This window comes from Teichococcus vastitatis (assembly GCF_003604215.1).
GTDB lineage: Bacteria > Pseudomonadota > Alphaproteobacteria > Acetobacterales > Acetobacteraceae > Pseudoroseomonas > Pseudoroseomonas vastitatis.
The window spans coordinates 43,930-56,984 of the sequence record NZ_QXGS01000008.1 but is presented as its reverse complement, the minus strand read 5'-3'; the positions used below and the strand labels follow the sequence as shown (position 1 = coordinate 56,984).

At 70.5% G+C, this 13,055-nt stretch carries 13 protein-coding genes; 9 read left to right on the top strand and 4 right to left on the bottom strand.

The window, feature by feature from the left end; translation table 11 throughout:
• Positions 1-68: 68 nt before the first annotated feature.
• On the bottom strand, positions 69-962 hold the full coding sequence (locus tag D2K64_RS12485; protein ID WP_120008701.1) for a LysR family transcriptional regulator: 894 nt from the start codon (positions 960-962) through the stop codon (positions 69-71).
• A 293-nt stretch (positions 963-1,255) separates the two neighbouring features.
• Here D2K64_RS12485 and D2K64_RS12480 point away from each other — a divergent pair, with 293 nt between their 5' ends.
• The 5 genes from D2K64_RS12480 to D2K64_RS12460 all read left to right on the top strand — a co-directional run bounded on the left by D2K64_RS12480 (position 1,256) and on the right by D2K64_RS12460 (position 7,531).
• The gene (locus D2K64_RS12480) at positions 1,256-2,380 is read left to right on the top strand and encodes an MFS transporter (RefSeq protein ID WP_202910647.1); all 1,125 of its coding nucleotides are present in this window, start codon (positions 1,256-1,258) and stop codon (positions 2,378-2,380) included.
• A gap of 152 nt (positions 2,381-2,532) precedes the next feature.
• Positions 2,533-3,174, top strand: a complete 642-nt coding sequence (paoA, locus tag D2K64_RS12475; protein WP_120008699.1) for an aldehyde dehydrogenase iron-sulfur subunit PaoA — start codon at positions 2,533-2,535, stop codon at positions 3,172-3,174.
• Positions 3,171-4,121, top strand: a complete 951-nt coding sequence (locus tag D2K64_RS12470) for an FAD binding domain-containing protein (RefSeq protein ID WP_120008698.1) — start codon at positions 3,171-3,173, stop codon at positions 4,119-4,121. The genes paoA and D2K64_RS12470 overlap by 4 nt, the downstream gene beginning before the upstream one ends.
• Before the next feature lie 5 nt (positions 4,122-4,126).
• Complete coding sequence (gene paoC, locus D2K64_RS12465; RefSeq protein ID WP_120008697.1) at positions 4,127-6,319, top strand: aldehyde oxidoreductase molybdenum-binding subunit PaoC; 2,193 nt, start codon at positions 4,127-4,129, stop codon at positions 6,317-6,319.
• 102 nt (positions 6,320-6,421) lie between these two features.
• Positions 6,422-7,531 carry an MBL fold metallo-hydrolase gene (locus D2K64_RS12460; protein ID WP_120008696.1) on the top strand — a complete coding sequence of 370 codons (1,110 nt, stop codon included), beginning with the start codon at positions 6,422-6,424 and terminating at the stop codon, positions 7,529-7,531.
• 47 nt (positions 7,532-7,578) lie between these two features.
• Here D2K64_RS12460 and D2K64_RS12455 read toward each other — a convergent pair whose 3' ends face one another.
• The 3 genes from D2K64_RS12455 to D2K64_RS12440 form a co-directional block, all read right to left on the bottom strand.
• On the bottom strand, positions 7,579-8,223 hold the full coding sequence (locus tag D2K64_RS12455) for an SOS response-associated peptidase (protein WP_120008695.1): 645 nt from the start codon (positions 8,221-8,223) through the stop codon (positions 7,579-7,581).
• Between the two features lie 331 nt (positions 8,224-8,554).
• On the bottom strand, positions 8,555-9,376 hold the full coding sequence (locus tag D2K64_RS12445; RefSeq protein ID WP_120008693.1) for an amidohydrolase family protein: 822 nt from the start codon (positions 9,374-9,376) through the stop codon (positions 8,555-8,557).
• Positions 9,377-9,381: 5 nt separating this feature from the next.
• Complete coding sequence (locus D2K64_RS12440; RefSeq protein WP_238384161.1) at positions 9,382-10,131, bottom strand: GntR family transcriptional regulator; 750 nt, start codon at positions 10,129-10,131, stop codon at positions 9,382-9,384.
• 144 nt (positions 10,132-10,275) lie between these two features.
• Between D2K64_RS12440 and D2K64_RS12435 the strand changes: the two genes are divergently transcribed.
• The 4 genes from D2K64_RS12435 to D2K64_RS12420 all read left to right on the top strand — a co-directional run bounded on the left by D2K64_RS12435 (position 10,276) and on the right by D2K64_RS12420 (position 13,038).
• Positions 10,276-11,250 carry a Bug family tripartite tricarboxylate transporter substrate binding protein gene (locus D2K64_RS12435; RefSeq protein WP_120008691.1) on the top strand — a complete coding sequence of 325 codons (975 nt, stop codon included), beginning with the start codon at positions 10,276-10,278 and terminating at the stop codon, positions 11,248-11,250.
• Between the two features lie 178 nt (positions 11,251-11,428).
• Complete coding sequence (locus D2K64_RS12430) at positions 11,429-11,803, top strand: DUF2946 family protein (protein WP_120008690.1); 375 nt, start codon at positions 11,429-11,431, stop codon at positions 11,801-11,803.
• A gap of 90 nt (positions 11,804-11,893) precedes the next feature.
• Positions 11,894-12,559, top strand: coding sequence for an SCO family protein (locus D2K64_RS12425; RefSeq protein WP_120008689.1), 666 nt, complete (start codon positions 11,894-11,896; stop codon positions 12,557-12,559).
• Positions 12,556-13,038: a copper chaperone PCu(A)C gene (locus D2K64_RS12420; RefSeq protein WP_120008688.1), complete on the top strand. Its 483-nt coding sequence runs from the start codon at positions 12,556-12,558 to the stop codon at positions 13,036-13,038. The genes D2K64_RS12425 and D2K64_RS12420 overlap by 4 nt, the downstream gene beginning before the upstream one ends.
• The last annotated feature ends 17 nt before the right edge of the window (positions 13,039-13,055 follow it).

Sequence of the window (13,055 nt, the reverse complement as noted above, 5' to 3'; positions counted from 1 at the left end):
CTTGGGTACGTGGCCGCCGCCGGACTGCCGGCGCGGATCGCGGGACGCCGGTTCCCCGGTGGTGCGCTTCAGCCCCGAAACCGCAGCGCCTCGACCAGCAGCGCGAAGGCCGATGTCGGCTGCCGGCGGCTCGGATAATAAAGATGGTAGCCGGGAAAGGGCGGGCACCAATCGGCCAGCACGCGCACGAGCCGCCCTTCGGCGACATGCTCCCGCACCTGGTCCTCGAACACGCAGGCGATCCCGAGCCCGGCCAGGGCCGATCTCAGCAGCAGAGGAGCGTAGTTGAACACCAGCGGCCCCTCGACATGGACCTTGAGCTCGTGCTCGCCCTTCTCCAGTTCCCACGCATAAAGGGAGGCATGCGTCGGCAGGCGCATGTTGATGCAGGCATGCTCCGTCAGGTCCTGCGGCACCTCGGGCCGTGGCCGCCGGGCGAAATAGGCGGGCGCGGCGACAACCGCCATCCGCATATCCGGGCCGATGCGCACCGCGACCATGTCCCTCGCCACCTGCTCGCCGAAGCGGATGCCCGCATCGTGGCGGCCGGCGGCGAGATCGGTGAGGGCGTTGTCGACGTCCACTTCAACCTTGATGTCGGGATAATCCGGCAGGAGCCTTTCCAGGACCGGCATCAGGATCGTTTCCACCGGGTGCTCGCCCGCGGTGATGCGGATCGTGCCGGACGGCTTCTCGCGGAGTTCACTGAGCGCGGCGAGCGCGCCATCGATCTGATCGAAGGCTGGGCCTAGGGTCCGGAGCAGGCGCTCGCCCGCCTCGGTTGGTGCCACGCTTCGCGTGGTGCGGGTCAGCAGACGGAGGCCGAGCCGGGCTTCGAGCCCTCGAAGGGTCTGGCTCAGGGCCGATTGCGAGACGCCGAGCTGCGCCGCGGCCCGCGTGAAGCTCCGCTCGCGGGCGACGGCCAGGAACACGTCCAGATCATTGCGGTCGATCCGCGGCATTCAGAAGCCCTGCTAATAGCCCCATGCGGCTTTTAGCACCTAATCCGTGGCCGTCGACGCCGCTATCTTCGGTGAAAGCCCATCCTAACCTGATCGCCTGCCGGCCCCCTTCGGCAAACCAGGGCGGCGGCGGGCGTGTGAAGCCGGCCGCCATTGCGCCGGCGGCACGCGCACCCAGCCTTCCACGGCCCATTCCGGCGCCAGCACTCGCAAGGTCATTGATGAACGGACAAACCCTCTCGGGAGCCGATGCGCTTCCCGCCCGATCTCCGATCCCGGGGGCGGTTCTCGCGATGACCTTGTGTGCCGCCGCGCTGATCGCGTCGGAATTCATGCCGGTCAGCCTGTTGACGCCGCTGGCGTCGGATCTCGGGCTGACTGAGGGGCAGGCCGGGCAGGCGATCTCGATCTCCGGCATCTTCGCCGTGCTGACCAGCCTTTTCGTGTCGGCTGCGGCGGGGCAGATCGACCGGCGCACGGTGCTGCTCGCCTTCACCCTGCTCATGGTCGTCTCCGGCACGATCGTGGCTTTCGCGCCGAACTATGCCGTGCTGATGGCGGGAAGGGCGTTGCTCGGCGTCTCCATCGGCGGGTTCTGGGCGATGTCGACGGCCACCGTGATGCGCCTCGTGCCCCGCGACGAGGTGCCGAAGGCGCTGGCGATCCTGAATGGCGGCAATGCCCTCGCGGCCACCGTGGCGGCGCCTCTGGGGAGCGTCCTGGGGGCCTATATCGGCTGGCGCGGCGCCTTCTTCTGCGTGGTGCCCCTCGCCCTCCTGACCTTTGTGTGGCAGTGGATGACCGTTCCGCCGCTGCCCGCCGAACGCTCCTCCGGTGCCGGAGCCGCCTTCAGGCTCCTGGGCAGACCCCCGGTGGCGGCGGGCATGCTCGCGATCCTGTTCCTGTTCATGGGACAGTTCGCGCTGTTCACCTATCTGCGGCCGTTCCTGGAAACGGTCACGCAGGTGAACGTTTCGGTCCTGTCGCTGCTCCTCCTGGTGGTAGGCGTCACCGGCCTGATCGGCACCTCACTGGTCGGCTGGTTTCTGACGGCGAGCCTGCACGGCGTCCTGGTGGCGATTCCCCTGGGAATGGCGGCGATCGCCGCGGCGCTGGTCGCGGCCGGGCACTGGCCCCTGGCAACCGCGGCGTTGCTGGCCGGGTGGGGCCTGATCAGCACGCCCGCGCCGGTCGGATGGGGAACCTGGCTCAGCAAGACGCTGCCGGAGGAGGCCGAAGCGGGCGGTGGGCTGATGGTGGCAACCATTCAGCTCGCCATCACCTTGGGAGCATCGATCGGCGGCGTGCTGCTCGACACGAATGGCTACCGGAGCACCTTCGGTGCCAGTGCGGCCATGCTGTTCGCATCCGCGCTGCTGGCGCTGCTGTGCTGGCAGATGGGACCGCCACGGCGGTGAGCCCAGGCGACCCGATGTTGATCCGGGATCCCCATGGGGGGGAGAAGCCCGGCTCCGGACGCTTGCTCAGCCGGGTGTGCGCACCACGCGCGGCGAGGATGGCCTGGGCGTGCCGGTTCCTGCGGAAACACGAGAAACCAACGGAGAGCCACATGCGAACCCCTGACTTCGCGGCGACGAGGCGTGATCTGGTGATGGGGGCGGCGGCCGCCGCCGCGGCACCCTGCGCGGCCAGCGCACAAACCGGGGCACCGGCTGCCCCTCCCCCAGCCCCAGGAGCACCCGCCATGAAACTGTTCTTCACCGTGAATGGCGAAAGGCGCGACCTGGAGCTGGACACCCGGACAACCCTGCTGGACGCGCTGCGCGAGCACCTGCACTTGACCGGCAGCAAGAAGGGCTGTGACCACGGGCAATGCGGCGCCTGCACCGTCATGGTCGGCGGCCGCCGCATCAACGCCTGCCTGACGCTGGCGGTGATGCATCAGGGCGACGAGATCACCACCATCGAGGGGCTGGGCAGCCCGGACAAGCTGCACCCGATGCAGGCGGCCTTCGTGAAGCATGACGGTTACCAGTGCGGCTACTGCACGCCGGGGCAGATCTGCTCCTCCGTTGCGGTGCTGGAGGAGATCAAGGCAGGCATCCCGAGCCATGTGACGGCTGACCTAAACGCCCGGCCCGGCCTGACCGCCGACGAGATCCGCGAGCGCATGAGCGGCAACATCTGCCGCTGCGGTGCCTATTCCAACATCGTGGACGCGATCACCGAAGTTGCGGAGCAACAGGCATGAAGCCCTTCACCTATGAGCGGGCAACCTCGCCCGCCGAGGCCGCCGCCGCCGCGGCCCGCAGGCCGGGCGCCAAGTTCATCGCGGGCGGCACCAACCTGCTGGACCTGATGAAGCTGCAGATCGAGACTCCGGCCCACCTGATCGACGTCAACGGTCTGGCGCTGGACAAGCTGGAGCCCACGCCGGAGGGCGGCCTGCGCATTGGCGCGCTGGTGCGCAACACCGACTTGGCTGCCGATCAACGCGTTCGCCGCGATTACGGCGTGCTGTCGCGCGCGCTGCTGGCGGGGGCCTCCGGGCAGCTGCGCAACAAGGCGACCACCGCGGGCAACCTGCTCCAGCGCACGCGCTGCCCGTATTTCTACGACACCAACCAGCCCTGCAACAAACGCCAGCCCGGCTCGGGTTGCTCGGCGCTCGGCGGCTTCAGCCGCCAGCTGGCGGTGGTGGGCCACAGCGAGGCCTGCATCGCCACCAACCCGTCCGACATGGCGGTGGCCCTGCGGGCGCTGGACGCGGTGGTGGAGACGGTGAAGCCGGACGGCACCACCCGGGGCATCCCCATCGCGGAGTTCCACCGCCTGCCCGGCGACACCCCGCACATCGAGACCGCGCTGGAGCCGGGCGAGTTCATCACGGCGGTGACCCTGCCGCCGCCGGCCGGCGGGCGGCATGTCTACCGCAAGGTCCGCGACCGGGCGTCCTACGCCTTTGCGCTGGTTTCGGTCGCGGCCGTGGTGCAGCGGGACGGCACGGGGCGGGTGGCGCTGGGCGGCGTCGCGCACCGACCGTGGCGCGTGGAGGCCGCCGAAGCGGAGGTGCCGCGCGGCGCCAGGGCCGCGATGGCCGCCATCCTGGCGAATGCCCGTCCGACCCACGAGAACGCGTTCAAGGTGACGCTGGCGGAGCGCGCGCTTCACGCCGTGCTGGCCGAGGCGAGGGGCTGAACACCATGAAGTTCGACACACCCGCGACCACCAATCCCATCGACCAGCTAAAGGTCGTCGGCCAGCCGGTCGACCGCATCGACGGCCGGCTGAAGACCACGGGCCAGGCGCCTTACGCCTATGAGCACAACGACGCCGTGCGCGACCACGCCTATGGCTATGTGGTGGGCGCCGCGATCGCCAAGGGCCGCATCACCGGCATGGACCTGCGCGCGGCCAGGGCCGCGCCCGGCGTCCTGGCGGTTGTCACCGCCGAGAATGCCGGTGCGCTCGGCAAGGGCCGCATGAACACCGCCAGGCTGCTGGCCGGCCCGGAGGTGGACCATTACCACCAGGCCGTCGCGGTGGTGGTGGCCGAAACCTTCGAGCAGGCGCGCGACGCCGCGCAGATGGTCCAGGTGAGCTATGCCGGGGCCGAAGGCGCCTTCGACCTCGCGGCCGCGCGGGACTTGGCGGAGAAGGTGGACCAGTCCGCGAGCGCGACGGGGGATTTCGAGGGCGCCTTCGCCACGGCGCCGGTGCAGCTCGATGCCACCTACACCACGCCCGACCAGAGCCACGCGATGATGGAGCCGCACGCCTCCATCGCCGCCTGGGATGGCGACCGGCTGGTGGTCTGGACCTCCAACCAGATGATCGAGTGGGGCGCGGGCGACCTGGCCAGGACGCTGAACATGCCGAGGGAGAAGGTGCGCCTGATCTCCCCCTTCATCGGCGGCGGTTTCGGCGGCAAGCTGTTTCTGCGGACGGATGCGGTGATGGCGGCGCTGGGGTCGCGGGCGGCCAGGCGGCCGGTCAAGGTCGCGCTTCAGCGGCCGCTGATGATCAACAACACCACGCATCGGCCCGCTACCATCCAGCGCATCCGCATCGGCACCGGGCGGGACGGCAGGATCGTGGCCATCGGGCATGAAAGCTGGTCGGGCGACCAGCCGGGCGGCGGGCCGGAAACGGCGGTCGACCAGACGCGGCTGCTCTATACCGGGGCGAACCGGCTGACGCAGCTTCGGCTCGCGGTGCTGGACCTGCCGGAAGGCAACGCCATGCGCGCGCCGGGCGAGGCGCCGGGGCTGATGGCGCTGGAGATCGCGATGGACGAGATGGCGGAGAAGCTGGGCATGGATCCGGTGGAGTTCCGCGTCATCAACGACACCCAGGTGGACCCGAACGACACGTCCCGCCCCTTCTCCCGGCGCCAGCTGGTCGAATGTCTGCGCACCGGCGCCGAACAATTCGGCTGGAGCCGACGCAGCGCGCGGCCGGGTCAGGCACGGGAGGGAAGCTGGCTGCTCGGCATGGGCGTGGCGGCGGCCTTCCGCAACAACCTGGTGATGACGTCGGGCGCGCGCGTGCGGCTCGACGGCCGCGGCGAGGTCACGGTGGAGACCGACATGACCGACATCGGCACGGGCAGCTACACCATCATCGCGCAGACGGCCGCCGAGATGATGGGCGTGACCATCGACAAGGTCACCGTCCGGCTCGGCGACTCGTCCTTTCCCGCCTCGGCCGGTTCGGGCGGGCAGTGGGGCGCCAACAGTTCCACGGCGGGCGTCTATGCCGCCTGCGTGAAGCTGCGGAACGCCGTGGCGCGGAAGCTCGGCTTCAACTCCGCCGACGCGGTGTTCGAGGATGGGCAGGTCCGCGCGGGCAACCGGAGCGTGACGCTGGCGGAAGCGGCCGGCGGAGAGGGGATGGTGGCCGAGGACGCCATCGAGTTCGGCGAGTTGAGCAAGCGCTTCCAGCAATCCACCTTCGGCGCGCATTTCGTGGAGGTGGGAGTCGACGCCGCGACCGGCGAGGTGCGCATCCGCCGCATGCTGGCGGTGTGCGCGGCAGGGCGCATCCTGAACCCCAAGACGGCCCGCAGCCAGGTGATCGGCGCCATGACCATGGGCGTCGGCGGGGCGCTGATGGAGGAGTTGGCAGTGGACACGCGCCGCGGCTTCTTCGTCAACCACGACCTCGCCGCCTACGAGGTGCCGGTGCATGCCGACATTCCGCACCAGGAGGTGATCTTCCTGGACGAGGTGGACCCGATGTCCTCGCCGATGAAGGCGAAGGGCGTGGGCGAACTCGGCCTCTGCGGCGTCGCGGCGGCGATCGCCAACGCCATCTACAATGCCACCGGCGTGCGGGTGCGCGACTACCCGATCACCCTGGACAAGCACCTTGACCGGCTGCCGGAGCTGGCCTGACGGTGGCGCCCGGCGGGATGGGGGATCCGGTTCGAGGCCGGGACGAGCGAAGCGGACGCTGAAAGAGGTACCCGCTTCGCGTCGGATCAAGCAGGATGCCCCGTGACCGATCACCAGCTCCGATCCGCCCGCATCATGACCCGGCGCCGCCTCGCCGCGCTCCTCGGCACCGCCCCGCTGCCGGCTTCGCTGCCCTGGCTCGGCGGCTGTTCCGGCAGCGGCGCCGCGAGGTCCGCAGGGGCGGCGAGCGACCATTTCGACGGCGAACGGTTCTTCAATCCGGACGGCGCGGCCCCACGCGGCGTCCTGGACCTGGCGCGCTGGAAGCTGGGCGGGGACAACCAGAACTGGCCCGATGCCTATCCGAGCCCGTTTCCGCCGGATCGCCCCCCGCCGCGCATCGAGGGCGCGGCGCTGCGCGTGAGCTTCGTGGGGCACGCGACCTTTCTGCTCCAGGGAGCGGGGCTGAACATCCTGACCGACCCCGTTTGGTCGGAGCGCGCCAGCCCGTTCACCTTCGCCGGCCCCCGGCGTGCCAACCCGCCCGGCATCGCCTTCGACGACCTGCCGCCGATCCATGCCGTTCTGGTGTCGCACGGCCATTACGATCACCTCGACCTCGAGACCCTGGGGCGCCTCTGGCACCGCGATCGGCCACGGATCGTCGCGCCGCTCGGCCAGGACGCGACCATCCAGGGGCATGACCCGGCCATCGAAGTCACCACCGCCGACTGGAACGGCGTGGTGCCACTCGGCAACGGCGTCGAAGCGGTGCTGGAGCAGGTCCACCATTGGACGGCACGCGGCCTGTGGGATCGCAACCGCGCGCTGTGGTGCGGCTTCGTGCTACGAGGCCTGGGCGATGGCGTCTTCTTCGCGGGTGACACGGGTTTCGACGATGGCCGCCCGTTCCGGCGCATCGCCGGGCGGCACGGGCCGCTCGGCATCGCGCTGCTGCCGATCGGCGCCTACGAGCCCCGGTGGTTCATGGCGGGCCAGCACATGAACCCGGCCGATGCGGTGCGGGGCTTCAAGCTGCTCGGGGCGCGCCAGGCATTCGGCTACCATTGGGGCACGTTCAAGCTCACCAATGAGGGGATCAGCCGCCCGCTCGCGGACCTGGCCTCGGCGCTCGCTGAGGAGCGCGTCGAGCCGATGCGCTTCATCGGCGCCCGGCCGGGCCTGGTGTGGCCGGGCATGGCGGAAGGCTGAGGTTCCCTCCGGGCCCGCAGCGCCGGATGGAGGCCGACGCCTCCCGCTCAGGCCGGATCCTGGCGGCTGCCCCTGGACACGATGAGCATCTTGTTGTCGGGCAGCGGCCTTTGCAGCTCCCGCGCGATCTCCCATGGTGCTTCCAGCCAGGTGTCCATCTCGTCCGGCGTGGTCAGCAGCACCGGCATGGCCTTGGGATGGATGGGGCCGACCACGCCGTTCGGGTCGCAGGTCAGGAAGCCGTAGAGCTCATGCTCGCCGTCCACCGGGTTCGACTTCGGGCCGCGGGAACCGTTCCAGCGTGTCCAGATCCCGGCAAAGGCGAAGAGGGGGCGCTCCTCCGACAAGGCGAACCAGACGGGCGTCTTCTTCGGCCGGGTGTCTTCCCACTCGCTGAACGAGGTCACCGGCACCAGGCAGCGATGCGCCGGGCCGAGCCACCGTCGCCAATGCGGGCTGCGGGTGTTGCGGATGTTGGTCACAGGGTGGCCGCCATACTGCTCCGGACCCGGCATGCCCCAACGCATGGTGGTGAGCTCACGCTCGCCATGCTCCGCCTGACGCACCACGGGCGCCATGGAATCCGGATAGATGGCGGGCAGCGGCGGAAGGTTGCCGGTGCCGTCGCGAGTGGCGCGGGTCAGATCCAGGATTGCCCGCTGGTTGCTGGTCATCGAGTAAAGATTGCACATGACCTGATCCTCAGGACCGTGGCTTCTTCGCCCGCTTCCTGGACTGCGTGCCGGCCGGAGGTGGCGCCCAGAACCCGGCCACCTGCCGTGCGGCCCCGCGCATCACGGCTGTCTGTTGCCGCCTCGCCTGCCCGGTCAAGAGCCCGCGGGCGGCCCCGGCCCAGGCATGGGCGCCGCTCAGCATCATGCTCAGCAGGGGGTTCTTCGTGATCCGCGGCTTGACCATGGGACCTCCTGATCCAGAGGCGCGCCCGCCCTGCAGGACATCACCTGCTTCTCAAGCGGCGCAGGCGCGCGCGAGTTGCTCACGCCGCGAAGAACCGGCCGCGGCTCACCGGGAGGCAGGGCTCGCCGCCGAGCGGCCCCGGAATGCGCCGGGGCCCTCTCTCCTGGTCCCGGGCAGCCGGTAATACGCGGCGGCGTTGCCGTGCAGCGCGGCGGCCGCGAGTTCCTCGCCCAGCACTTCCCGCAGCAGCGTGACGTCGGAGGACCGGAACGGCCTGGCGGCGCGGGTGGAGGGCAGGTCCGTGCCGAACATCAGGGCCGAGGCCGAGCGCCGGGCGATCTCCCCGAGCGCGCGCGGCACATCCAGCGACACCCGGCCGAAGCCGGTGGCCTTCACCTTGGCGCCGGCCTCCACCAGGTCCAGAACCATCGGCAGGCCGGCCTCCGTCATGCCCAGATGGTCGATCACCAGACGCGGCCCCAGTGTCGCGAGGCGATCCGCGAACGGGCGCAGGAGGGCCGCGTCGGCGTAGACCTGGGTGTGCAGCCCCGCCACGCTCCAGCCCCGTTCCGCCAAGGCCAGTTCGTCCCGCACCGAGGCCGCGACGCCGCGATACAGGTTGTGGCGAAGCCCCCGCACCCCCGCATCTGCCAGCGCACGCAGTGCCACGTCGGACAGGTCCGGGTCGGCGTTGACCACGGCCACGAAGCCCGGGCCCAGATCCCTCATTGCCGCCACCAGCGGGGCCGGATCGAGACCGTGGGTGGAAGCGGCGACCACCACCCCGCCCCGGAGATCGAACCCCGCCGTCGCGGCACGGTAGTCCTGCGCGGTGAAGCGCGGAGGCACGTAGCCGTCATTTCCCGGCAGCGGGAAGCGCGGATCGAAGATGTGGAAATGAGCGTCGATTATGGGCGGGTTGCTCATGCGGGTCACGTGGCCGTCGCGTGATACCGGAAGCGGTCGGCCCGGCCGAGTGCCAGGCGGGCCTCAACAGGCCTGCCGCCCGCGTCATAGGCGGTGCGCTCGGCCACGATCACCGGTTCGCTCAGCCCGATCTGCAACATCGCGGCGGCGTGCGCGTCGGCCTGGGTGACGGTGATCTCGTCCTCGGCGCGCGCCACCAGCAATCCGCAGCGCTCCTGCAGCAGCGGATAGAGCAGCGCACCGTATTCCCCGGGTTCGAGCGCCAGCAACGGACCGGCCTCGGGCAAGGGCAGGTGGATGGTCTCGTAAAGGATCGCGGCGCCGTTCCACGACCGCAGGCGCGACAAACACAGCGCATCCTCGCCGGCACGGCGGCGCAGGCGCCGCGCGGCCTCCGCGGGCAGCGGCGCGCGGGCGCTGGACAGGATCCTGCTTTCCGGCAGGATCGCCTGGTTTCCGGCCTGCGCGTCCGTGACGCGGAAGAAGCGAAGCAGGCTGCCGGTGCCGCGGGCGGGGCAGCTGAAGGTGCCGCGGCCGTGCTGCCGGTGCACCAGCCCCTCCTGCTCCAGATGGCTGATGGCACGCCTCATGGTCTGTAATGAGACGCCGTATTCCACCGCGAGCTTCGATTCCGCCGGCAGCGCGGTGTCCGGCGGCCATTCGCCCGCCGCCAGCCGCGCCGCCAGCTGGTCGCGGAGGCGGGCATGCAGCGGAAGCCGTGCATCGGTTCCGATCGTTGCTGGTAAAGCACCCAAACGCCGTCTCCATCCGGTCCAGAACCCGTTGAGCAGACACCACCCGTGCCCCCGGGCGCAAACGCTCATTTAGTCCTATGCAGGACTATAGGAGAATGCTAGCGAGCCGGCAACCGCGCCCGCCCGCGGAACGGAGGAACCCCGATGCCTGCCAGTCGCCGTGACCTGTTCGCCCTTGCCCTCGCCGGGCTCGCGCCCGCCCTGCCCGCCGCCGCGCAGGGCTGGAAGCCGCAGCGGACCATCCGGATGATCGTTCCCTATGCCCCGGGGGGTGGTGCCGACACGACCGCGAGGCTGCTCGCCGGGCCGATGTCGGCCGCGCTGGGCCAGACCGTGGTGGTTGAGAACCGCGGCGGCGCCGGCGGCTCGATCGGCGCGGGCGAGGTGGCGCGCTCGGCGCCGGATGGCCATACGGTGATGCTCGATGCGCTCGGCTTCGTCGCCACGCCATCCCTGCTGCCGCGCCTTCCCTTCGACTACGCCACCGCCTTCACGCCGGTGACACAGGTGACCGTGCTGCCGCAGATCATGCTGGCGCCGAGAGAGGCGCCCTATTCCACGCTCGCGGAATTCATCGAGCATGCCGGACAGCACCCCAACAGCCTGACCTACGGGTCCTCCGGCAATGCCACGGCGGCGCATCTGGCTTCGGTGCTGCTGCTGCGCCGCGCCGGCCTGACGCTGGAGCACTCGCCCTATCGTGGCGGCGGACCGGCGCTGCAGGACCTCCTCGGCGGCAGCCTGGCCTTCGTGTTCGGCACGGTGTCATCCTCGACCCAGCTGGTGCGCGACGGTCTGGTCAAGGCGCTCGGCGTCAGCACCGCGCGCCGCATCGCCGCGCTGCCGGATGTTCCGACGATCGCCGAGCAGGGCTTTCCGGGATACGAGTTGAACGAGTGGAACGGCTTCTACCTTCCCGCCGGGGCGCCCGAGCCGGTGGTGAGCAGCCTCCACGGTGCCGTGATCGCGGCGCTGAAGCACCCGGATGTCAGGTCGAGGCTGACGGCCATGGGAGCAGAGGCCGTGGGCAGCAGCCCGGCCGCCTTCGCCTCCTTCGTGGCCCAGCAACGGGAGGTCATGGGCAACCTGATCCGCGAGGCCGGCATCAAGGCTGACTAGCGTTGAAATGCTTGCCGGGGCGGCCGCCCCGGCGCAGGCCCGGTCCGGCCTGCAGGACCTCTTCCCGGCCCGGGGTGAGCCGGCAACCGAAACGCTTCGTCGGCCGCGCGCCCGCGAGGCCCGATCATGGCTGGCGCAGGGTGACACCGGCAGGAGCATCCCCTAATCAGGAGCGGCGATGACCAACCGGGGCAGACACCTGCTGCGCGTCCTGGCCGTCCTGCTGCTGGTGCAGTGGGTGGCGGCGCTGCAGCCTTGCCTGCGCTCCTTGGTCGATCTCGCCTCGGCCCAGGCCGTGGAATTGTGCAGCCCGTCCGGCGCCTACCGCACCATCCTGGTGAATCGGGATGGCCAGGAGGTGCCGCAGGTCAAGGCGCATGCGGGCTGCCCGCTGTGCCAGCACGCGGATCCCGCCAGCCTGCCCGTTCCGCCGGTGGTGCAGCTCGGCCCGGTCATCCTGGTGTCGGTTGCCCGGCCCTTGGCCCGGCCCGGCCTGCCTCCCGCACCGCCACGCGGCCCGCCACAGCAGCCGCGAGCACCACCAGCAGCCTGATCCTGAAACATCGCCGCCGTCCGGGCCCGTGCCCGGACGGCTGTTTGTTTGTCACGCCGCGTCCTGCGGCGAAGGATCGGTTCTCCCTTCATGGCTTTTCCTGTTTCCAGGCGTGCCTGGCTGGCCTCGGCCCTGCTGCTCGCCGCTCCGGCCGCCGCGGCGGCCGCATGGTGGCTCCGCCCCGCGGCCGAATCCGAGCTGCCGCCCGGCCCCGGCGAGATCCAGCTCCCCGACGGCGTCCCGCTGGGCGGCCCGTTCTCCCTGGTCGACCAGGATGAACAGCGTCGCACGGAGAATGATTTCCGGGGCCGCTGGGCGTTGCTCTACTTCGGCTACACCTTCTGCCCCGACATCTGCCCGACGGAACTGGCCACCATGGCCGGGGCGCTGGACCTGCTGCCCGCCGGGGTTGCGGCTCAGATCAGCCCCGTCTTTGTCACGATCGATCCGGACCGGGACACCCCGGCGCAGCTGAAGAACTACGTGCGGCTGTTCCACCCGCGCCTGGCCGCGCTCACCGGCACGCCGTCCGAGATCGGGCCGGTGCTGAAGGCCTTCCACGTCTTCGCCGCGAAGCACGTGGTGCAGGGGGCGTCCGACTACCTGATGGACCATTCCTCCTTCTTCTACCTGCTTGGCCCGGACGGGCGCCTCCGCACCCTGTTCCGTGGCGGCCTTCCGGCCGCGGAACTCGCGGCGGGCCTGCGCCGCCGCATCGCCCTGCACACCGGCATTCAGACGGAGACATCATCATGACCTTGTTCCGCCGCCTGCTGGCGCCTGCCCTCCTGCTGGCCGCTGCCGCCGCGATGCCGGCATGGGCGCAGGCACCCGCCACCGCGCCGGATGGCATCGCCATCGAGCAGCCCTGGACCCGCGCGGCCATCCAGGGCGGCACGGGGGGCGTGTTTCTCACCATCCGCAACGCCGGAACGGCGCCGGATCGCCTGGTGTCCGTCAGCAGCCCGCTGCCCCGCGTGACGGAGTTGCACACCACCCTGCGCGATGGCGACGTGATGCGCATGCAGCAGATGCAGTCCATCGAGGTGCCTGCCGGCGGCAGCGTGGCGCTGCAACCGGGCGGCCTCCATCTCATGCTCATCGGCCTTTCGGCGCCGCTGCGGCCGGGGGAGAGCGTTCCGGTCACCCTGACCTTCGAGAAGGCGGGTGCCATCACGGTTTCCGTTCCGGTCCAGGCGGCAGGCGCGCGCGGCGCCCCGCACGCCGGCCATTGATGCCGGTGACACAAGGA